15 protein-coding genes are annotated in these 23587 nt (G+C 48.6%); 3 read left to right on the top strand and 12 right to left on the bottom strand.

From position 1 onward, the window contains the following. Window positions 1-20: 20 nt before the first annotated feature. The 4 genes from KUA49_RS06415 to KUA49_RS06400 all read right to left on the bottom strand — a co-directional run bounded on the left by KUA49_RS06415 (window position 21) and on the right by KUA49_RS06400 (window position 5894). Window positions 21-1715, bottom strand: a complete 1695-nt coding sequence (locus KUA49_RS06415; RefSeq protein ID WP_218412630.1) for an MFS transporter — start codon at window positions 1713-1715, stop codon at window positions 21-23. Between the two features lie 22 nt (window positions 1716-1737). Then, window positions 1738-2838, bottom strand: a complete 1101-nt coding sequence (locus tag KUA49_RS06410; protein WP_218412629.1) for an HlyD family secretion protein — start codon at window positions 2836-2838, stop codon at window positions 1738-1740. 45 nt (window positions 2839-2883) lie between these two features. Continuing rightward, complete coding sequence (locus KUA49_RS06405; RefSeq protein WP_218412628.1) at window positions 2884-4209, bottom strand: TolC family protein; 1326 nt, start codon at window positions 4207-4209, stop codon at window positions 2884-2886. Between the two features lie 206 nt (window positions 4210-4415). Beyond that, the gene (locus tag KUA49_RS06400) at window positions 4416-5894 is read right to left on the bottom strand and encodes an L-fucose/L-arabinose isomerase family protein (RefSeq protein ID WP_203051173.1); all 1479 of its coding nucleotides are present in this window, start codon (window positions 5892-5894) and stop codon (window positions 4416-4418) included. A 285-nt stretch (window positions 5895-6179) separates the two neighbouring features. Between KUA49_RS06400 and KUA49_RS06395 the strand changes: the two genes are divergently transcribed. Both KUA49_RS06395 and KUA49_RS06390 read left to right on the top strand, forming a co-directional pair. Then, window positions 6180-8732, top strand: a complete 2553-nt coding sequence (locus tag KUA49_RS06395; RefSeq protein ID WP_218412627.1) for a transglycosylase domain-containing protein — start codon at window positions 6180-6182, stop codon at window positions 8730-8732. Window positions 8733-8741: 9 nt separating this feature from the next. After that, window positions 8742-10478, top strand: a complete 1737-nt coding sequence (locus KUA49_RS06390; protein WP_218412626.1) for an AAA family ATPase — start codon at window positions 8742-8744, stop codon at window positions 10476-10478. A gap of 114 nt (window positions 10479-10592) precedes the next feature. Here the strand turns inward: KUA49_RS06390 and KUA49_RS06385 are convergent, their stop codons facing one another. The 7 genes from KUA49_RS06385 to KUA49_RS06355 all read right to left on the bottom strand — a co-directional run bounded on the left by KUA49_RS06385 (window position 10593) and on the right by KUA49_RS06355 (window position 21244). Then, window positions 10593-13049: a glycosyl hydrolase family 95 catalytic domain-containing protein gene (locus tag KUA49_RS06385; RefSeq protein WP_218412625.1), complete on the bottom strand. Its 2457-nt coding sequence runs from the start codon at window positions 13047-13049 to the stop codon at window positions 10593-10595. A 184-nt stretch (window positions 13050-13233) separates the two neighbouring features. Beyond that, window positions 13234-16017, bottom strand: coding sequence for a putative LPS assembly protein LptD (locus KUA49_RS06380; protein ID WP_218412624.1), 2784 nt, complete (start codon window positions 16015-16017; stop codon window positions 13234-13236). A 53-nt stretch (window positions 16018-16070) separates the two neighbouring features. Continuing rightward, the gene (locus KUA49_RS06375; protein ID WP_203039282.1) at window positions 16071-16610 is read right to left on the bottom strand and encodes an HDIG domain-containing metalloprotein; all 540 of its coding nucleotides are present in this window, start codon (window positions 16608-16610) and stop codon (window positions 16071-16073) included. Window positions 16611-16621: 11 nt separating this feature from the next. Next, on the bottom strand, window positions 16622-18397 hold the full coding sequence (locus KUA49_RS06370; protein WP_217762769.1) for an oxaloacetate decarboxylase: 1776 nt from the start codon (window positions 18395-18397) through the stop codon (window positions 16622-16624). Window positions 18398-18623: 226 nt separating this feature from the next. Beyond that, entirely contained in the window at window positions 18624-18761 is a 138-nt protein-coding gene (locus KUA49_RS06365) for a hypothetical protein (RefSeq protein ID WP_218412623.1), read from the bottom strand. A 179-nt stretch (window positions 18762-18940) separates the two neighbouring features. Then, window positions 18941-20398, bottom strand: coding sequence for an IS1182 family transposase (locus KUA49_RS06360; RefSeq protein ID WP_218413607.1), 1458 nt, complete (start codon window positions 20396-20398; stop codon window positions 18941-18943). 111 nt (window positions 20399-20509) lie between these two features. Beyond that, window positions 20510-21244 carry a hypothetical protein gene (locus KUA49_RS06355; protein WP_218412615.1) on the bottom strand — a complete coding sequence of 245 codons (735 nt, stop codon included), beginning with the start codon at window positions 21242-21244 and terminating at the stop codon, window positions 20510-20512. Window positions 21245-21465: 221 nt separating this feature from the next. Here KUA49_RS06355 and KUA49_RS06350 point away from each other — a divergent pair, with 221 nt between their 5' ends. Next, window positions 21466-22752: a hypothetical protein gene (locus tag KUA49_RS06350; protein ID WP_256624835.1), complete on the top strand. Its 1287-nt coding sequence runs from the start codon at window positions 21466-21468 to the stop codon at window positions 22750-22752. Between the two features lie 67 nt (window positions 22753-22819). Here KUA49_RS06350 and KUA49_RS06345 read toward each other — a convergent pair whose 3' ends face one another. Then, window positions 22820-23545: an HAD family hydrolase gene (locus KUA49_RS06345; protein ID WP_218412621.1), complete on the bottom strand. Its 726-nt coding sequence runs from the start codon at window positions 23543-23545 to the stop codon at window positions 22820-22822. Between the last annotated feature and the right edge of the window lie 42 nt (window positions 23546-23587).

Below are 23587 nucleotides of genomic sequence, written 5' to 3'. Positions count from 1 at the left end.
TATGATATTTTAGCAGAATCCTACCTCCTTCCCAAGTTTTTCTCATTCACATTCTTCAGCAGATACTCGCGGGTAAGCTCCTTGATGTTGCGCTTGCGCCAAGGTATCACGAGCATCAGTCCGGCACATACCAGACAGCCATAAAAGGTCCAGCCTGCCATCTCCTTGATAGATACCAGGGTGGCTTGTACCTGTACCTTTCCCTTCACACTCATGGCAGCCATGTTCTGCGCCTCGGTCTCCGTCTTGCCCTGATACTGCATGCCTCTTACCGTCTGGTCATAGGTCTTTGCCGTCTCCAAGCTGGTACGGTCGTAATCCTGCGCAAAGCGGGTGACGTAATACTGCTGGCGATGCTGAAACACATTGGTGTAGAGCGCCGAACCGATGCAAGGGGCGATGACCATACGCACGGTGAGCATGATGCAGACCCAGGTGGACATGAAGCGGTAAGGCATGCGCTGATTGGCTATCGTGGAGATGAGCGAATAGAGCAGCATCATTCCCGTGGAACGGATGATGATAGGCCATTTCATGCGCTCATACATGCCGTCGTTCTGCACCTCGAAATACATAAAGAGGGCGTAGCCTCCGATAAAGAGGAAACCCAGACAGTACATCCACTTCAGATGAACATTCTTGGCTCTGGCGATGACTGCGAAAATCAAGCCCACGGTATATCCCACCATCACCCAGTTGCCCAGGGTGGCATTCTGCCAGTTGTCTATCTTCATTCCCACATTGGTGAACACATTCACGAACATGGCGCTGGAGTTGCAGACCATCAGGAGGAAGAACAGCATGATGCCATAATTGATGACCCTGAGCTGGAACACCTCCATGATAAAATAAGGTGAGCGGCGGGTCTTCTCCAGATAGATAAACAGGGCGGTGAAGATGAGACAGACCACCGTAGAATAACGGATGGTAGGATCATCAAACCAGTCCAGCGTCTTGCCGAACACCATCACATAGGCAAACGAGCAGAGCATGATGCTGAACACCGTGACATTGCCAAACTTCGACATCGTAATCGGGAACTTCGGCATCGGATACTTATGGTAAGGCATGGTGAAGAACACGATGATGATGCCCGCCAGCATGAATGCCATCATGAAATGATACACATACTGCCACTCGTAAGCATAGGCAAGCCAAGCCGTGAGCCAGGTGCCCAACTGTCCGATAATCATGAAGAAAAGATAGATGACCGGCTGGGACACCATTTTTTCTGAATCCACCGCATCCCAAGCCTCCTCGGTGGTAGGCTCGCAACCCGGCGTGATATTCTTCGTTGCCTCAATGCCGAAGCCATATCGAATCAATACAAAGAGATGCGCCATCAGAAGCGTCTGGCGAACAAAGCCCATCAGCAGACTGCACAAGCCTAGGATGAACAGCGAATCGGTCTGGGCGCAGACGAAACTGAGCAAAAAGAGAATGGAGAATCCCACGATACACATCATCTTCTCTCTTCGGATGCACACCAGTTCGTAGAAGAACGGCGAAAAAGCCGCCATTCCTATCGACGTGCAGAAGCCCGCAAAGGCGATGTATTCCGACTGGATGCCCAGTCCGCTCATCATCTCGCCGCTGTTGGCGGAATAGACACCACTCATCGTAATCATCGGCACGAAGAGGATGATCATGAAGATGATGCCCAGCGGTTTCGGCACCCAGTCATAGAACGGATAATTCTTATATTCTTCTTCCATATATTACTTCATTTCCTTCTATCTACTTTTTATTTCTCTCCGCCTTCACTACCACCATCATACCTGCTGCCAGGCGGGCATTGTCTTCCTTGCTGAGGTTAGTGAAGTCGATTCTTACAGGCACACGCTGCTGAATCTTCACGAAGTTACCTGCCGAATTATCGGTAGGAACAAGAGAATACTTGGAACCGGTTGCTCCGGAGATAGCGGTAACGGTGCCCTCAAACTCCTTGTTGCTGATGGCATCCACCGTCATGCGTACCTTCTGACCCACATAGAGATTTTCTACCTGGGTTTCCTTATAGTTGGCGATGACCCATTTCTGGGCATTAGGAAGGATATAGGTGATGGTAGTACCTGCGTTCACCATCTGTCCCTCTTCGATAGAGCGGCGGCCCAACTTACCATCGCATGGTGCTACCACCACACAATAAGAGAGGTTCAGCTTCGCCATCTCCACCGCAGCCTCAGCACGCTCGATGGCAGCAGCCACATTCTGCTTGCGGGTAACCACCTCGTTCACACCCTTATAGGCAGCAGCCTGCTGTCGCTTTACTGATTCCAGTTTCTTCTTGGTAGCCGCATATTCCACTTCGAGCTGTTCCAGCTGGATAGGAGTAGCCGCTTTCTTCTCTACCAGGTTGCGATAGCGCTCGCAGTCCTTGGCGAGTTTGGCAAGGCGCACCTCTATCTCATCGATGGATGCCGAATAGACGGTAGCCGATGTCTGGGTGGTCTGCTGGGTAGCATCAATGACGTTGGCTCCAGCCTTGGCATCCTTCAGTGCCGCCTCAGCCTCCATCAGTCGGATGCGATACTCACGGTCGTCGAGAACCAGGAGCGTATCACCCTTGTGCACCTCCTCGTGTTCCTTGAAGCAAACCTTGGCGATATAGCCCGATGCACGGAGATTGACAGGAGAGATATACTGCTCTACCTGGGCATCGTTGCTGGTTTCGTTGGCATTATAATCCAGGAAAAGGCAGACTATCTTCCAGAGTCCGAAGGTGAGAATGGCTACGCCGATGAGGCTGGCGATGATCTGGCGGATGCGCTGCTTCTTCAGTTTCTTCTGCATTTCCTCGTGAGAAGTTTCTATCTTGTTGTTTTCGTTCTGTTCCATTGTTATATTCTGATTGATTGTTCTTATTATTACATGATTACTTTGCTATTTTACCTGGTCCAACTGTCCGGTGAGTTTCAGGAGCGAGAGATTCGCCACCTTATATTTATAGTAGGCGGTGAGATAGTTGTTCATGGCTTCGCTCATGCGCATCTCATCCTGGAGAACGGCGGTCATCGTTCCTACACCTTCTTTATACTGGTCGGCTGTTACACTATATACATCCTGCGCCAGAGTGTAGTTGTCAAACTGCTTCTTGTAGTTGCGCTGACTGTTGTTCACCTCGCTCACGGCGTTCATATAGTTTGCCTGCATGCCTTTCAAGGCATCCTCGTATCCGATGCGGGCATTCTCCTCCTCCATCTTGGCACGTCTTATCTTGGAACGCTTCTCGAAGCCATCGAAGACAGGCACTCTCAGCTGGATGCCGATGCCATTGGAACCATACCAATGGTTTGATTCGCCCGAATGAATCCAATGCTCTATCTTATCAGTAAAGGCTGAATACATCAGACTTCCGGTAAGACTCACAGAAGGCAGATAGCCATCCTTAGCAAGTTGGGTCTGCTTCTGGGCAAGTTCCTTTCTCTTCTCCAGGAGCTGAAGTTCATAGAGATTGGTGTTCAATCCGTTGGCATTCACCGTTTCTATCTCTCCGGGATTCACATCACTTACCTTGATTTGCTTTTCTGCAGGATAATCTATCACATACTTGAGCATGGTATATTGCTGATCGAGCATGGCAATGGCGTTATCACGCTGTACGGTGAGATTCTCGATGTTGAGTTTCACACGCTTCACATCTACCTCAAGACTCATCTGATTATCGTAGAATGCCTGGGTGATACCATAGAGTTCCTCCAGGCGCTTGATATTGTCGTTTACCAGTCTAATCTGCTCAGCAGTATTCTGCGCCATGTAATACATCTTGGCGGTCTGCACGATGAGGTCTTCACGTGCCTTCTCGTAAGAGAGCTGGTTGAGATGGTCTGCTATCTTGGCAATGTCGATGGCAGTATTCACCATCTGGTTGTAGAGCGGCATCTGGAGCTGCAAGCCTGCCGAAGCATTATACTGCAGGGTTTTGGTTACATTGTAAGGTTTGCCGTAGGCAGAACCATCCGTCACGGAAACGGGAGGCGTGAAGTTATCGTTCAACTGTGCCACGGCGTTGATCTGCGGCAGCAACTTCGCCTGGTTCTCGCTGATGGAATACTTTCCCTTTGCAATCTCGTTCCTGCTTTTCTGCAGCGACAGGTTGTTATCCACTGCCATCTGCAGGCACTGGCTCAGCGACAGAGTTTCCTGCGCCATCATAGCAGAAAAAGCCCCGAGAGCCAGACAAAAACACAATATCTTTTTCTTGTTCATTTTTAATATGTTTCTTATGATATACAATACGATTGTTTTCTGGTGCAAAGGTACTGATTTTCTGCAAATAATCACTATTCACAAAATATCACAATATGTTCAAAATTGCCGTTTCTTTTAGTGGCGGAGTTCTTAGAAACAAAAAGGCGATTGCTATCCCCTTTGCGGAAAAGCAATCGCCTTCATTATTTCATATAATTTTTATCTTACTTCCAAGGATTCTCGGTTGGATAAGGCAGGCTAGCTGGCTGGTTGTAAGCGATATCCTTGATGCCAAGATACTTGAATACCTCGAACAGGGTCTTGCCTACGTGAGAGAAAGCTACTGCACCATGGTGTGGATAGCCCTTCTGAACCAAGACGTGGCGATAGAAGCGGCCCATCTCATTGATGGCGAAGATACCGATACCACCGAATGAACGAGTAGGAACATCGAGAACCTCACCCTCTGCGATATAAGAACGGAGGTTACCCTCTGAATCGCACTGCAGACGATAGAATGTGATATCTGATGCAGCGATGTCACCCTCCAAAGTACCACGGGTGAAGTCTGGTGTGCCACCATTCTCCAACAAGCGGTTCTGGATCAACTGATACTTGATCTTACGGCTAGAGCACATCTTGCACTGTGGAGTGTTACCGCAGTGGAAGCCCATGAAGGTATCAGTCAACTTGTAATCGTACTTACCCTTGATGTCCTCATCATAGATATACTGAGGAACAGAGTTGTTGATGTCGAGCAATGTTACAGTATCATCAGAAGCACACATACCGATGTACTCAGACAAAGCACCATAGATATCTACCTCGCAAGCTACAGGAATACCGCGGCTAACGAGACGGCTGTTAACATAGCAAGGCTCGAAACCGAACTGGCTTGGGAAGGCTGGCCAGCACTTGTCGGCGAATGCTACATACTGGCGAGAACCCTTGTGAGCCTCTGCCCAGTCGAGCAATGTCAACTCAAACTGTGCCATTCTGCGGCTGAGGTCAGGATAGTAGCATCCCTCGCCCATCTCCTTGGCCATATCAGCGCAAACCTCGTCGATACGTGGATCGTTCGCGTGCTCCTTATAAGCTACGAGGAGGTCGAGCTCTGAGTTCTCCTCAATCTCTACACCCAGTTCGTACAAGCCCTTGATTGGAGCGTTGCAAGCGAAGAAGTCCTGTGGACGTGGACCGAAAGTGATAATCTTCAAGCCCTTCAAACCGAGGATGACGCGAGCTACTGGTACGAAGTCCTGAATCATCTTGGCTACTTCTGCAGCTGTGCCTACAGGATACTCAGGGATGTAACCCTTCAGGTGGCGCATGCCGAGATTGTAAGAGCAGTTGAGCATACCGCAGTATGCATCACCACGACCATTGATCATGTCGCCGTCGCCCTCAGCGGCAGCTACGAACATAACAGGACCGTCGAAATTCTTTGCAATCAAAGTCTCAGGAGTCTCTGGACCGAAGTTACCGAGGAAAACCACCAAGGCGTTGCAGCCCTGCTCCTTTACCTCGCTCACAGCCTTGAGCATATCTTTTTCGTTCTCAACTGTAGTCTGGCAGTTGAAAATCTCACCTTTGTACTCTTTTACGATGTTCTCACGGCGCTGTGTAGAAAGCGCGATTGGAAAACAGTCACGGCTAACGGCAATGATGCCGAGCTTTACTTGTGGAATGTTGTTGCTTACCATAATTATTATGTTTTATATTAAGTTTTTGTATAATTGCTTATGAACTGCTTGTTTTTACTGAGCGCAAAGTTACTAATTATTTTTATCCCAGCAAACGTTTTTTGCGTTTTTTTGTGGTGAAAAAAGTTAAAAAAGGGGGGAAAACGTCTAAATGTAACATCTGATAAAGTTCCTGAAACATTTCATGCACCCGATATGATGCCTTATAACAAATAAAAACATAAAGATTGATGGTTTTTCAAATTATTATTGTACCTTTGCACCGACAAAAACAGATAAACGATTATGAATAAAGTCAAGACTATCTTTGCCTGGATATGGCATAAGTTTCGCGCCAGTTGGACTTGGTACAAGAGTTTGTACCAGGGAAGGGCTTGGTACACCAAGACGGTTGTCGCCTTGGCTAGTTGTATCGTAGCCTTTATCCTATACTTGGGTGCAGTAGATATCAACTTTCTGTGGCTCTTCGGTAAGTCACCTGGTTATTTTTCGGGTATTCTGAACCCGCAGACTTCGGAGGCTTCCCTGATTTACAGTGCCGATGGTAAGCTCATCGGTAAGTATTTCAACGAGAACCGTACTCCTGTGGAATACGAAGACGTGAACCCTGCCTTCTTCAAGGCACTGGTAGACACCGAGGATGAGCGCTTCTACAAGCACATCGGTATCGACCCTATCGGTGTATTCGCTGCTGCCAAGGATGCCCTGCTGCATCATAGCGGGCGTGGTGCCTCAACCATCACCCAGCAGTTGGCAAAGAATATGTTCCGTGTCCGTTCGCAATACTCCACCGGTCTGCTCGGCAAGGTGCCTGTGCTGCGACTGCTCATCATCAAGAGCAAGGAGTGGATCATCGCCGTGAAACTGGAGACGGTTTTCTCCAAGAAGGAAATCATCACCATGTATGCCAACACCGTGGATTTCGGTAGTAACTCTTACGGTATCAAGACTGCCGCCAAGACTTACTTCAATACCACGCCAAAGGAGATGACCACCGACCAGGCTGCCATACTCGTGGGTATGCTGAAGGCTACCACCTATTATAATCCACGCACCAATCCGGAAAACAGTCTGGCTCGCCGCAACACCGTATTATATAATATGGTGACACATGGCGACCTGACCCGTGCCGAATACGACCAGCTGAAGACGGAGCCTATCAAGCTCGACTTCAAGGTAGAGGAAAACTACGACGGACAGGCGAAGTACTTCCGTGAGGCTGTGGCCAACTACCTGAAAGACTGGTGCAAGGACGAGGGTTATGACCTCTACACCAGTGGTTTGAAGATATACACCACCATTGATACCCGCATGCAGAAGTATGCCGAGGATGCTGCCCGCAAGCAGATGAAGCAGGTGCAGCAGAACTTCAATAATCACTGGAGCATCCGCCGCACGCAGGCAGGTAAGGGCAATTGGCTGGGTCAGGAACCTTGGCAGGACGAGAACCACCAGGTGATTCCTAACTTTATCCAGGGCATCGCCGAGCGCCAGCCATTCTACAAGGCATTGCTGGCACGCTTCCCTAACGATCCAGACTCCGTGAACTATTATTATAAGGAGTGGGTTCACCCAGTGAAGGTGTTCGATTACGATAAGGGAAGCATTACCATCAACATGACTTCAGAGGATAGCATCAAGTATATGACCACCTTCATGCACAGCGCTTTCGTGGCTATGGAGCCACAGACGGGAGCCGTAAAGGCATGGGTGGGCGACATTGATTTCGACCACTGGAAGTATGACAAGGTAACAGCCGAGCGCCAGCCGGGTTCTACCTTCAAGCTCTTTGTCTATACCGAGGCGATGAACCAGGGACTCACTCCTTGCGACAAGCGCCGCGACGAATACATCTCGATGGAGGTTTATGACAAGAAGAAGCACGAGATGACCACCTGGAGACCATCCAATGCCAGCGGTTCGTTCTCGGGCGACAGCATCCCGCTGAAGAGTGCCTTTGCCAAGAGTATCAACTCCGTGGCTGTGCGCCTGGGTCAGGAAATGGGCATCAAGCGCATCATCGAGACCGCCAAGAAGATGGGTATCGACAGTCCGCTGGATGACACACCAGCTCTTGCCTTGGGTTCCAGCGATGTGAACCTGCTGGAGATGGCCTGTGCCTACTGTACCATTGCAAACAATGGTAAGCACCACGACCCAGTATTGGTAACCAAGATTGTGGACCACGACGGAAAGGTGGTATATGAAGGTCCTTCTACAGAAGAGCAGGTGATTCCTTACAAGAGTGCCTTCCTGATGCAACAGTTGCTTCAGGGCGGTATGAAGGAGCCGGGCGGTACATCGCAGAGCCTTTGGGGCTATGTGGGCAACTACCGTGATACCGAGTTTGGCGGAAAGACGGGAACAACCAACAACCACTCAGATGCCTGGTTCATGTGTGTAAGTCCTAAACTGGTGGTTGGTGCCTGGGTAGGTGGAGAATACCGCTGTCTGCACTTCCGCACCGGAGCCTTGGGACAGGGTGCCAGAACAGCATTGCCTATATGCGGTTACTTCCTGCAATCCGTATTTGGCGACCCAGCCTTCAAGGAGTACCACGCCAAGTTTGACAAGCCGCAGGATGCCGACATCACCCGCGACATGTACATCTGTGCTAGCTATGCGCCAAAACCTAAGGTAGATACCACTCGTGTAGACAGCACCGCCTTCAACGAGGAAATCATCCTCGATGAGAATGGCAACCCTGTTATCAAGGAAGTTCCAGTGAACAAGACCGAGGGAGCAACCCCTACCCCAAGTTCCGGAACAACAGAAGAAAAGAAAGAGAAGAAGAAGGCTAAGCCAACAGAGCAGCCTATCAACTTCGATGATCTCTAATTTTTTAATATGATTGATCTCGACAATGCGGAGTTGCAGAACGCACTCCAAATCATACAGTTTACCCGTCGTTCGCTTTTCCTCACCGGAAAGGCGGGGACGGGTAAATCCACTTTTCTGCGATACATCGCAGCCAATACCAAGAAGAAACACATCGTCTTGGCGCCTACGGGCATCGCTGCCATCAATGCCGGAGGCAGTACCCTGCATAGTTTCTTCAAGTTACCCTTCCATCCGCTGCTGCCCAACGACAGCATGTATTCCGTGCGCAATATCCGGAATACGCTGAAGTATAATTCTGAGAAAATCAAGATTATCCGCGAAGTGGAACTCATCATCATCGATGAGATCAGTATGGTGCGTGCCGACATCATCGATTTCATCGACAAGGTGCTGCGTGTGTATTGCCGCAACATGAGGGAGCCGTTCGGAGGTAAGCAACTCTTGCTTGTGGGTGACATCTACCAGTTGGAACCTGTGGTAAGGGAGGATGACCGCAGACTGCTGAATCCTTTCTATCGCAGCAGCTTCTTCTTCGATGCCAAGATATTCCAGCAGTTCCAGCTCGTGAGCATCGAACTCACCAAGGTGTATCGTCAGAGCGACCCCGTATTCATCAGTATTCTCGACCATATCCGAACCAGTCAGGCGCAGACGAAAGACCTGCAGCTGCTCAACCAGCGGGTGGGTGCCCAACTCGACGAGAGTGATTCCAAGCTTGCCATCACCCTCTCTACCCGCCGCGACACCGTGGATTACATCAACGAGAACCAGCTCAAACTTCTGCCGGGTGAGCCAACGCTCTTCCGTGGCAACATCCAGGGCGAGTTCCCCGAAAGCAGTTTGCCTACCCCTATCGAACTATATCTGAAGACGGGAGCACAGGTCATCTTCATCAAGAACGATATCGAACACCAGTGGGTAAACGGCACGCTGGGCACCATCATCGGTTTTGATAATGAGGATGATGCCAAGATATATGTACGCACGGAAAATGGACTGGACGTGATGGTGGAGCCTGCAGCCTGGAGCAACATGCGCTATCATTTCAACGAAGTAGAGAAGAAGATTGAAGAGGAGGAGATTGGCAGATACGAGCAATACCCTATCCGACTTGCCTGGGCGATTACCGTTCACAAAAGTCAGGGATTGACTTTCAATCAGGTGAAGATTGATTTTACGGGTGGTGTCTTTGCAGGTGGTCAGACTTACGTGGCTTTGTCGAGATGCACCAGTCTGGAGGGAATCAGTTTGCAGGAGCCTATCCGCCCAAGCGAGATATTCGTCCGCAACGAGGTGAAGCAGTTTGCCCGCCAGTATAACAACCAGAATACCATCAACACGGCATTGACGCAGAGCAAAGCCGACAGGCAGTATCACGATGCCGTAAAAGCGTATGACAAGGGTGACATGCAAGCCGCCTTGGATAATTTCTTCCTAGCCATCCACAGCCGTTACGACATAGAGCATCCACTTGCCAAGCGTTTTATCCGCAAGAAGCTGAACAAGGTGAATGAGTTGCAGGCAGAGAACGAACGGTTGAGAGAAGTAATCAAGCAGAAGGATGAAGAAAAGAAGAAGCAGGAGAAATTCCTGAAGCGCTTAGCCACGGAGTATGTCATCATGGGTAAGGAGTGCGAAAAGGAGGGTATGAAAGAAGCGGCGATTATCAATTACAAGAAAGCGCTGACGCTTTATCCGAGCCATCCGGAGGCAAAGAGAAGGCTGAAGCATCTGAAGGACTAATTAGCCCCTTCACAGCTTTTATCATAGCGTATTTTTTTTCCCTTAAGGCTAGAAATATTTAGCCTTAAGGGAAAATATTTTTTTCCTTAAGGCTAAATAATTTCTTTTTATTCATCAGAACTTAACCTCGTAGGTCTTGCCCTTCTGAGTCTTCATCTTTTTCACCTTATCTCCATATCTTACCTGGCATGGTTCACCGGAACCGGAGAGGATGACTGCCTTGGTAAGGCGACCGTTATCCCAATAGATATCTACCGTGAAGTTACCCTTGGCACGGAGGCCCTTGATGGACCCCTTCTGCCATGCATCAGGCAGGGCTGGGAGGAGATGGATAAAGCCCATGTGACTCTGCATCAGCATCTCGGTGACACCCGCAGTGCCGCCAAAGTTACCGTCAATCTGGAATGGGGCGTGCGTATCCCAGAGATTATCCAGCGTACCATTCTTCAACAGGTTGCCATAAAGCTTGTAGGCATGGTTGCCATCGTGCAGACGAGCCCACTGGTTCAACTTCCAACCCATCGACCATCCCGTGGCACCATCGCCACGATGCTCCAACACCACCTTGGAAGCCTTTGCCAGCACAGGAGTGGTGATAGGCGAAATGGTGCGGCCCGGATGCAAACCGAAGAGATGGTTCACATGGCGATGCTCATCCTTAGGATCATCGATATCCTTAGACCACTCCATCAACTGACCATAGCGGCCTATCTGATAAGGAGCAATGTGCTTCAGGGCATCTTCCCACTGCTTGCGATCCTTGGCATCCCTGCCCAATATCTTGCTAGCCTCCACCGCATCGAGCAGAATCTCACGAATCACGGCATGAGCAAAGGTGGCGCCCTCGTCTATCGGTCCATGCTCAGGAGAGGTGGAAGGAGCCGCTGTATAGACACCATCCTTGCGATGCCACAGATAATCCGTAGCGAAGTTGGCACTTCCCTTGATGATATCGTATGCAGTCTCGCTTAGGAACTTCTTATCGCGGGTATAGTCGTAATAATCCCAGAGATGGGTAGCCAGCCATGGACCGGCGAATGGAGAGAAGTTCCACGACATATCCTCGCTTGACAGCGGAGAGGTAAAACCGAAGATATTGCTGGATACAGATGTGGTCCAGCCACGGGTACCATAATATGACTTGGCAGTCTTTTCACCCGGCTTCACCTGTGTCTGGATAAAGTCGAAGAGCGGAAGCTCGCACTCGCTCAGGTTGGTGGTGCAGGCTGGCCAATAATTCATCTGAAGATTGATGTTGTTATGGTAGTCAACACGCCAAGGACCATCCACGTTGTTGTGCCATACACCCTGCAGGTTGGCTGGCATGTTGCCAGGACGGGAAGAGGCGATGAGCAGATAGCGGCCAAACTGATAGTAGAGCTGCTCCAGATAGAAATCCTTGGCACCCTTGCGATAGTTGGCCAGGCGCTGGTCTATAGGCATATCGTTGGCTTTATCTACATCGTTCAGGTTCAGACTTACCCGATTGAACAGGCGGCTGTAATCCTTATAATGCTCATCGAGCAACTGCGCATAGCCCTTGCCTTCAGCCTTGCTCACCCAATCCTGGGTGGTAGCCAGTGGATCCACGCCCACATAGGTCTTAGGATCATTGTAATCCGGATTATTGTTTGCCTTGTAATCGGTATCGGCAGAAATGAGGAAAACCACCTCATCAGCCCCTTTCACGGTCAGTTTTCCGCCTTCGTTAGAGAGGCTACCGCCCTTGTTGATGGCACGGATGCGAATGGCATACTGCATATCGTTGTTATCGAGACGTGCATCCCAAAGCAAGCCGTTTCTGCCATCAGCCACCAGTCTGCCCGTAGAAACAGGGTTAGGCGCATAGGAGAACACGAGATTCTGCTTGCCCTGACGGGAAGCCTTATAGCGGATAGCCATCACATTGGCAGGATAAGAGATGAAATACTCACGCTGATATCTTACGCCATCCTTGACGAAGGAAACCGAAGCCAAGGCTGAATCAAGCGACAAGGCACGGCGATAATCCGACATGCCAACAGTGCTCAGTCCCGTCTCGATATACGCCTCGCCCATCGTGGTAAAGCTACCGAAGCGGAATGGGTCCTCGGCATAAGACTCGTAAGGCACAGGACTGTTGAAGTTCTTGCGGGTGAGCTGGGATGCCTTTTCCCAATCGTTGGCAGCGAAGGCATCTCTGATTTCCTGCATCACATGGGCAGAATTCTTGTTCACATTCCAATAATAGGCAGCACCCTTCCTGGTGTTCGGACCGCCACGCCAGAGTGTCTTCTCATTCAACGTGATGCGCTCAGCTTCCACGGAACCCAGGATGTTGGCACCGATGCTGCCATTACCGATAGGCAACGACTTAGACTCCCAATCAGGATCAGGATTGCGGGCGGTATCACCAGCCGAGATAGGCTTCTTGTGCTTCCATTTCTCAGGATGGCCACCATACCAGATCTGCTGTCCCTTCAGGGTGACAGGCGTGTCGAACCAATAAGATAACTGTGTCTGCTGCTGTGCTGAAGCCTGAAGTGCCCCCAGCATAGCGAAAGTTAGGATAGTTGTAATTTTCTTACTCATGGTTTTATAAATTTACGTATAATGTTTATTTTCAAAATCTTCGGTACAAAAATACGATTATTATCCGAGATTACAAAATATATCATAAAAAAAACGAGGAAAACTAGCATTTTTTCAATACTAGCTGTCCTCGTTTAGTTATTACTCTGATAATTTCTCAGCATATCATTCGATTATACTCTGCTTAATACCACTGCACGGCGTTAGAATAGCCGCTTCGCTTATCATACTTCAAGGCATCCGTCAATGTGGCTGCATTGCATCGGAAGGTGAAGTTGTAGCTGGTGTATGGTGCAAGTACCACCGAACAGCTCATGTTGAAGCAGTGGAGGTCGCGTGCCAGACTGGCTGTGGTCATACTGATTTTCGAGTTATCGAAATCGTAACCAGAAGAGAAGCTGATGTTCCAGCCGTCGCTGATGCGGATGTTACCACTCATGTTCAGCGTCTGGGTGAACTTATACGGATAGCGCATAGTCTTCTCGTTGAACTTCTCACGGCGGGTATCCTCACGCATGGTGACACCATATCCAAAGGTGAGCGACCAAGGCATCTTGAATGCCATGTAGCCATCCGAGTCGGTCTTAGCCTTTCCGCCTCCGCTCTTCTTGGCAGCCGTCTTGCCCTTTTCGATATTATCATCCACGTTGCTCTCGATGTCGGTATCCAAGCCTTCATCGTCGTCATCCTTACGCTTGTTCTTATCGCGGTCGTCCTCATCGCTGCCGCCACCGAAGAGTTTCTTCAGTTTTTCCGGATTCAGCGTGAACGAGAAGTTCTGCGACATACCCTGGAATCGTCCGAATCGACCTTTGCCCCACTCCGTGTGGTTACCCACATACACGTTGCCTTTATCGTCCATCTCGTAGGCATAGGTAGCGAACACGGCATTCATATTGAATGTATAGTTCTTCCACCACTTCAGGCGCAGGTTGATGTTCATATCACTCCAAGGGCGCACCTTGGCTGCGGTGTTATAGCTCATGTTGATATCAAACGCATCAATCAGACTAATCTTCTTGATACTGTCGTTCTTATCCTTCCACTTCATCTCCAGGTTGTTGCCCAGAGTGAAAGAGATGTTTCCGCTCTTTCCCTTGCCCGGCACACCATAGAGGGCGTTCTGATAAGGCGAATAGCTTACCAGCGATACATTGCCATCGGCATCAGTCTTCTGATAAGTATCCCAGTAGCCATAGCGGGATGCTCCGAAATCTGGCGCATAACTGAAATTCACCGTTGGGGTGATGACGTGGCGGATGGTCTGAATCTTATCACCGAATATCTTTCGGCTTGGTGTCCAGAAGCCATAAATCTTCGTACTCATACCCACGCTCATATTCCAGTTATATACGTTGTGGAAGCCGTAGGTGGTATCGCACACCTCCTTTTGGGTGGTAGCATCCCACGATTTCTCCACCTTGTTGGTGTACATACGGTCGGTGAAGTTGAACGACGGCGTTACATTGAGATACTTGAAGAGGGTGAACGATGCGCTCACCGGAATCTGATGCTGCCATCCGTTGCGCCAATCCTTGATGAGGGAGCTATGCATCAGCTTATCCTCCTTGGTATTGATGCTGTTGGAGATGTGGCCCGTATAGCTCATGGCAATCTTCTCGTACCATTTCTCGTCGCCCACCATCTTCTTTCTGCGGAACGGATAGAAGCGCGAGATACTGATGTTCAGGTCGGGCAGCGTCATGGCTATCGACGAGTCGCGCATATTCTGCGAGAGGTTGGCGGTAGAGCTGAGCGACATTCCGATGCTCGAGAAGTTGGTACTCCAGCTTACGGAAGAGGTTCTCGTACTCTGCGTCATCGTCTGCGGATTGTAGAGCGAGTTGAGGTTATTGCGCTCGTAGCTCGATGTGGCGAAGTTGACGCTTGCCGAAAGCGAACTGAACGGATTTGCCTTCGAGTCCTGGCGATGGCTCCACTGAATCTTGAAACTCTCCTGCTCGGTGAAGTCAGGCATGCCCTTATCACCATTCTTGGTGTCCTGATAGCTGAAATAGAACGAGCCGGAATATTTGTATCGCTTGCGATAGTTGCTGGCTGCCGAGATACCCCAGGAACCCTTGGTGTAGATTTCACCCAACAGTTTCAAATCCCATTTATCATTCATGGCAAAATAATATCCGCCATCACGCAGATAGAAGCCTCGTGCCGTTTCGTCGCCATAGGTAGGCATGATGAAACCGCTGCTGTAGCTCTTGGTGAACGGGAAGAATCCGTATGGGATGGCAAGCGGCATAGGCACATCGCAAACCACGAGATAGGCTGGTCCGAAGACCACGTCCTTGCCCGGTCGCATCTTAGCCCTGGAGAGCGAGATATAGAAATCAGGGTGCGGATCATCGCAGGTGGTATATCTGCCATGCTGCAGATAGATGACACCCGAGGAATCTCGCTTCGACTTCATACCCGTGAGGAATCCATCCTGCTGCTCAGTATATACATTATTAATAAGTGCCTTCTTGCTCTTGAAGTTGAACTTGATGGTATCGGTATCATAGGTATCACTGCCCATCTTGAAGACAGGTTTACCCTTGACGCCGCCTTCCTCCGTAGAGTCGGCTGTACCGCTCGCCCTGACGTTGCTCTTGTCCAAATCCATCGAGATGCGGTCGGAGGTGAGGTCCATGTTCTCGTACTTCACGTTCGAGTTGCCATAGAGATGCGCCACCTTGCTGTGGGCATCATACACCAGCGAGTCGTCGGCCTGATAATTGACAGGTGCGTCGATGCCGCCCGACTTCTTTCGATTGATACTATCGAGCCGGATGCTGTCATCCACCACCTTATTGTGTTTCCATATAGCCTTCTGCAGGGAATCCATCTTCGTGGTATCGCTGGCGGCATCATCCTCCAGGGAATTAACGACGGCAGGCATACCCGGGTTTGCCACCATCATGGTAGCGATGGAGGCAAGCAACAGAACAGCTATGGTTGATTGTTTTCTCATTCAGAAAAATATTAGAGTTTCATAAACCCAATAAGACTTCAGAAAATTATTTTCTACTTTTCAAACATCCGCTCCCACTGTTGGAAGCGCTTTACTCCTTCCTCGCCAAACTTAGCGAGACTTTTCTCTGCCTTTTCTATACTCTTTTCCTTATCGAGATGAGTCTTGCTGAAGAATTTATCAGCATAGCAGATTACCTTCTCCTCCATGGTTTCAGGCAGAAAATCCTGGTGAGGCAGAGGCAGTTGCTGCTTCTCTATCTGCTCTTTGGTGATGCCGGCACCGGTGTGGCGCTCGCATACCCGAGCATGTCGCTCATACCCTTCCTTGCGCAGGATTTCCGCTCCCAGCCTTCCGTGGCAGATGTATGGCTGTGAGCCAAAGCACTGGATGCCAGGCGCATCTGTGAGGAAGATTCCCAAGTCGTGAAGCATGGCTGCTTCCTCGATAAACTGTGCGTCGAGCTGCAATTCGGGATGATACGAAACAATCTGTAGCGCTTTTCGCGCTACAGATTGACTATGTGTGATGAGGATATGGCGAAGCTCATTATCCTCAGGATAATACTTATCAATAATTGCTTGATAATTCATAAATTTAATGTTTACTCAGCGTTGCGCTCAATGTAAGCGATGACATCACCCTTGCGGATCTTGCTGCCCTGCTTAGCATTGATTTCTACGAGTTTACCACCCAAAGCGGCAGGAACAGTCTCAAACTCACCCCATGGAGTGAGGATGTAGCAGAAGGCATCACCTTCGTTGTACTCCTTGCCAATGAATGGCTCTACAGCTGGTTGGCACTCGCCCTCACCCTGGAACTCCCAGAAAATCTGACCGGCTACAGGTGATACGATGGCATCAGCCTTGGCGTGCTTGAACTCAGCGAGCTGAGCTGGAGTCAAGGTGCTGCCGAGCTTAGCATCCTTTGCCTTCTGGAGGTCAGCCAGGAAGTTCTTCTTAGCCTGACCACTCTTGAAGTTGCGATACTGCTCTGGGTGCATAGCGAGCTCGAAGAGTTCCTCGTCGTCCTGACCATACTCCCATCCGTTCTCGTCCATCTCCTTCTTGAAGTCGTCGAGTGCATTAGTAAGCAATGTGTGAGCATCCACATCTGTGAACTCACGGCCCTGCTTCTTGGCAAGCTCTACGAGTTCTGGATCAATCTCTCCAGGAATCTTACCACTCTTACCGAGAATCATACCCCACATAGAATCGTCCATCATTACGAAACGACCCTTGCCCTGCTCCATGGTGAGGAGGTTCATCAATGAGATGTTCTTTACATACTGGCTGAATGGTGTTACCAATGGAGGGTAACCTACGCGTGGCCATACATACTCTACCTCATCGAAGAGCTTGATCAGGAGGTCGTCCATAGACAACTCTTCCTCACCCTTCTTCTTGCGGATATTGTTGATAGTCTGACGCATACCGCCGAGGTCTGCCATCATAGAACCCATCATACCGCCAGGGAGACCGCAACCGAGCAACAATGAAGACATAATCTTATTGCCTGGGTTGATGAAGTAGCCCAACCACTCGTCGATGAACTCCTGAGTCATGGCACGAGCCTTCATGTAAGCGCTCATGTTGATTTCAGGTACCTCGAAGCCCTCGTTCTTCAGCATGCTGATAACAGAGATGACGTCTGGGTGAACCTTACCCCATGACAATGGCTCGATGGCTGTATCGATGATGTCGGCACCATTGTTGCAGACCTCGAGGATAGAAGCCATAGAGAGACCTGGGCCAGAGTGACCGTGGTACTGGATGATAATCTCAGGATACTTGTCCTTGATCATCTTGGTGAGCTTACCGAGGAATGCAGGCTGACCGATACCAGCCATATCCTTCAAACAGATTTCCTCTGCACCGGCAGCGATGAGCTGATCGGCGATGTTCATGTAATATTCGAGTGTATGAACAGGAGAGTTTGTGATACAGAGCGCACACTGTGGAGTCATGCCACCCTCCTTAGCCCACTTGATAGAAGGAATGATGTTGCGCACATCGTTCAAGCCATCGAAGATACGGGTGATGTTGGTACCCTGCTTAGCCTTTACCTTGTACATGAGGGCACGTACATCATCTGGCACAGGATACATACGAAGAGCGTTCAATCCTCGGTCGAGCATGTGAGTCTTGATGCCCACCTCATTGAAAGGCTTGCAAAAAGCACGCACTGCATCGTTAGGGTTCTCACCTGCCAAAAGGTTTACCTGCTCGAAAGCACCACCATTGGTCTCAACACGGCTGAAGCAACCCATTTCGATGATAACTGGGGCAATCTTAGCCAACTGATCTTTGCGTGGCTGGAACTTACCAGAACTCTGCCACATGTCTCGATAAACGAGACTGAACTGAATTTTCTTCTTCATTCTTATTCTTAAATTTCTTATATTCCTATTATATATAATAAGGTATAGGACTTGTCTTGCCTCTGAAGCCAAAGCCATCATATTCTCTTCTGAAAACTATCAGAAAGCTTATTGAAAGCCATCAGAAAGCCCAGACATTCCATACCAAGGTGCAAAATTAGACAAAAAAATCGAGAAATCGGTCTAATCTCCTTTTTTTTTAATTTTATTATGTAATCTTCTTACTTTATTTCAACTCTCGCTTCAACTTTTCGCTGAGTTTGGCAGCCGCCGCATTCGCCTTGGCATTCACGGTGCGGGCATCCTTGCTACGCTTGTAGCCAGTCACCACACCGGCACTGTTGCGCAGAGCCAGGGAGGGCACTGAAAAAGGTACCCAATTTTAAGTTGCATAGCTTGTTTTTGAACTTTAATTCTTGTCCAAGAAGCATTTCATCTTTTAAAAGTGGAATACTTTTTTGGACAGGAATATAGCCCCAAATAGCTTTCTATAGCCTTTCTGGCGCTTAATTCGGCAATATATAGAGGAATCTACTTCCCCCCTTATGCATTTTGCATCAATTTGATGATTCTTTTCACATTTGCAGCGAAAATAGTCAAAGCACCCTGCATTTCCATGCACGACAAACCGTATGACAGGGCTCTGTCATATCCTAAGACATTCTTAAGTTCGGAGTTCTTGGCTTCTATCTTGTATCGTTTCCTCTGAAGATTTATAAACTCTTCTGTTTTTTGATATTCGATTTGCTCCAACTGTTCATCCGATTTGATGGTAACCGCATATGTTTTTGTCTTGGCTCCTTCCTTGTAGCAACCTTCACGCAATGGACAGACCTTGCATTTGTCCACATCAAAATAATAGGTAATGCTGGAGTTTCTGTGACGCTTGTCATTTTTGCGATTATTCATCTCTTTCCATTTCGCCAGATGCCCTGCTGGGCAGACGTACAGATCTGCATCCTTGTTGTATTCAAAAGGGAGTTTGTTTGTTCGATTACCGTCAATTACAGAGCTTAAACGAGCAGAGAGGCGCATATTGTTTTCCTTTGCCATTTTGAGATTCTCCTTGCTGGAATATGCCTTATCTGCTACTATGGAATCAACTTCCATTCCTGCTTCCTCTGTCTTTTTTATCAATTCCGGCAATTGCTGTCCATCACCCTTCTCGCCGGAGGTGACGGTAGCTGCGGTGATAATTCTCTCATCGCTCATAGCTATATGCGTCTTATAGCCAAAGAATGAAGAATGCGCTGTTTTATGTCCTGTACGGGCATCTTCATCTTTTGATATTACGCCTCGGGTCTCTGCATCGGAAATGGTTTCTTTCAGCATGTTAAGACGTTCCTTGACTGCAGGCATATTGGCAGTTGCAGCGTCAGCTTCTACTGTTGCAACTATTGTTTTGGCAGCAGTCATGATAGAAGAATACTTCTTTTCTTTTGGAAGCTCAGGCAATTCCATGCTGTCATCTACAGAATCAACGACCTTGATTACGTCCTTGCAATAATACTCCAAACTCTTTGCTGCACTGATAGGGTTGGAACGAGAATGCGTATGGGTTGCATCAACAATGATGGTTCTAGACTTGAGGACACCAGCTTCTATAGCAATAGAAACAGTCTTCTTGATGAGAAGATCCAACAGGTCCATATCCTTCAGGCGAAGTCGACGGAATTTGGTCAAGGAACTAGGATTAATCAGATTAGTCTCCTCAGGAGTTAATCCCAAGAAGTACTTAAACGACATATCATAGCGAGTACGTTCAACAACATCAACATCCGATATGTTATAGATTACCTTTAAAAGAAGATACTTAAACATACGGATAGGACTCTCTGCTGTACGACCATTGTCATGACAATACTTGTCCTGCAATTCCTGGTATACGAAACTAAAGTCCACCAGGTCAGTAATCTGGCGGAGCAGGTTGTCTTTTGGGATAATCAAGTCATACAAACTTGAATAATCACTGAATGATATGGTCTGTTGTTGCTCTAGCATAATCCTTGTATTTTCCTACAAAGATACAAAAAATATTGCACATATGCAACTTTTGGGTACACTATTTCAAAGATCGAATGTTAAACTAACATAACCAATGAAGGGACTTTTTCAGTGCCCTCCCTGGGAGTCGCCCTTCATGTAGACAAAGGTGAGAGTATCATAGGTAGTCTTCTCGTTAACCACCATCTCTCCCAACTCCCTTCTGCCTTTCACCAGAATCAGCTTGCCGTTATAAGGATGCCATTCTGTATAGAAAGGTACTTCCGGATATTCCACTGGGCTATCATCCTCCACACCGGCATTTGACATCACATGACCCACGGAGAGCGCCTCACTCATGCGCTTCAGAGTGAAGCCATACTGGCGTGGCACCATATAATTCTCTACGATGCTATCGGGCATATTGGCAAGAATGCGCGCCTGCTGGCGCTTCGACAGATGCGAAACATCACGCAGTCGAGGCATCACGGGATAAGTCCAGGTGGCCTTCAGCTTGTCGAGGTCTATCACCATATCCGCCCCGTTGCGGTCGTTCTTGTTTGTACAAGGCATCACGCAAATCCAGTCGCCAATTTCAATGTCGCCAAACACCTGATGGTTTCTGCTGGCATCCAGGATATTGTATCTCACGGGGTCGCCGCCGCCATTGGGCAGCAGCACCACGGCAGTATCCGAGCAGCCCATGCAGGCAAGTCCATAGATAGCCCTGTCGCCCTTGGCAGGCTTGGAAAGGCTGATGGCAAGCTTGGAATTATCCATGCGTGGAGGGCGCTTATCACCCCTATGGCACGCAGCCAGCGCCAGCACAGCCAGCGCCATCGCCCCCCATGTCTTGATTTTCATTGTCATATCACTCATTAATCTAGCTAATTTTTTCTGCAAAACTACTATAAATATTTGAAAGAGCCAAATCATCAAGCCCAAAAATGAAGAAAACACGGCAATTATGCTAAAAAAAACGGCTCGAAATTTTGTATTGTCTGTAATTCTCCGTAACTTTGCAGCCGTTTTCGGAAATTCAATTCCGCAATTCAGTAAAATAGGATAATACATAAAAAACAGATATGACAAATAATACGAACAAGCACACCTTGCCTGTCTGGACTGAGGTGGAATACACAGCATTATGTAAGAACCCTTACTTATCCTCTCCTTTCTTTATCCCTAAGGAGTCGAAGGTTTTTCTCTGCCGTGAAGACGGCAGTAAGGAGGAACAGCGAATGATTTTCCTCGTCTTCAAATCGGTTTCCGCTGCCGAAGAGGACGAATGGGAAGATGACCCAATGCCGGGTCTGATTCAGGTGAAACCACTTGAGGACGACGATACGGAGGTTTACGAACCAGCCACCGTGGTCTATCTGGGTCAGGACATCGACGACTTCATCCAGGTGACAGCCGAGGATGACAGCACCATCACCTTCGACATCTATTGGCGTCATGGCGACGTGAAGGTGGAGAAGGCAGAGAAGACCGACGACGGATTTGTATGCAAGAAGGAAGACTTCGGCGACGAGGGTCTACGCCTGACGCTGATTCCTGAAGAAGGTAATCCTTTCACCATGAACATCCAGATTCCTTATATCGGTTTCTCTCTCTATGATGCAGACAACAACAAGGTGCACGAGGAGATTGAGATTCCTCACGACCAGGTGGACAACTACCATTATGAGTTCGTGGGCGATGACAACAACGACCGCTTCACCTTGCAACTCGACGAGAACAAGTTGGTATATCTCTGCGTATTGCGCCACGAGGATGCCCAGCTAGTGGTACGCGACCAACGCCAGCGCCTTGCCGTGGTTGACCAGATTCCATCAGAGGGAAAGTTGAGCGAGCTGATGATGAATGCCCACTCTGCACTCATCAAGAACAAGAACTATCGTTGGCGCATCAATATTGCAGGCAGCTCTATCGCCCACGAAGCAGAAATGGAAATCAATCCAGAAAGTCTCGTAGCCTTTGTTAAGGAGCAGATGGCTAAGGGCATCGACATGGATACCCTGGGACAGCAACTCATTGCCATGGAGCAGAAATATCTGTTCCAGTGGTTCTGGCTGAAAGACAGCGACTGGAGTCACGACGACCCTATGTTCGACATGTTCATGAACCAGCTTGTAGCCTTCTCGTTCGTTACCCAGAAGCCAATTCAGGGCGACCAGTTGCAGGCTCGCAACAACAAGCGCAAGATTAAGCGTTGCGCCAAGCTCATCAAGGCTCATCAGAAGGGTGAAATCAGCCTCTGGGATGAGGAAGAGGAGCAGCGCAAGGAGATTCTTCATCTCTTCAGCACCTTCCACAGTCCATTCGTGGAGACGCTGGAATCATTGAAAGATGAAGAAGGAGAAGAATAAAGTGGTATAAGAATTTTATAAGGGTTTTATAAGACCCTTATAAAATATCGAGTTACAAGACATCGAGTTACAAGACATCGAGGAGTTCCTCGAATCTTGAAATACGACGGAGCTTGGGATGTTCAAATTCCTCTGTCTTTTCATGCGCCCATGTGGTATGAAAGGGGATATGGACAGCCGAAGCTCCGATTTTTAATGCCGGAGCAATATCGCTTTTGAAGCTGTTGCCCACCATCACGAGTTCATCAGAATTTACCTCTAATTCCTTGCAAAGGCGACGATAAGCCTCGGGAGTCTTATCGCTCACGATGCTCACCACATCGAAATAACGCTGCAACCCCGAACGCCACAACTTGTTTTCCTGATCCATCAACTCACCTTTAGTAAAAACTGCAAGCTTGTATTTCAAGGACGCATTTCCTGCATTTTGTATGAATCTATCCTTCAGACAGGCTATTGTCTTCTCTACGCCTTCCAAAGGTTTGGCATCGAGATGCAGCAGACTCTTGCCCAAATCCACGATCTGCGCAATGACGTTTGCCTCCACCTTTCCATGGCTCACCTTTACAGCATTCTCCACCAGCGAGATGGTGAACGCCTTGCAGCCGTAACCCAAGTCGGGCATATTCTTACTCTCCGTTTCCAGGAGGGCAGCAGAAATTTCCTTCTCGTTTCCATACTCCGAAAGCAGATCGCAATACTCATGTTCCACTTCCTCGAAGTAGTTTTGCAAAGCCCACAACGTATCATCGGCATCAAAAGCTATCGCTTTGATATGTTCAAATTGTTTCATCATATTCTTTTTTCGTTTTCTAATATTATCGGAAAATCATGC

Source organism: Segatella copri (assembly GCF_019249655.2).
Lineage (GTDB): Bacteria > Bacteroidota > Bacteroidia > Bacteroidales > Bacteroidaceae > Prevotella.
The sequence above is the reverse complement of the archived record's forward strand: the minus strand, read 5'-3'. Positions and strand labels throughout refer to the sequence as shown.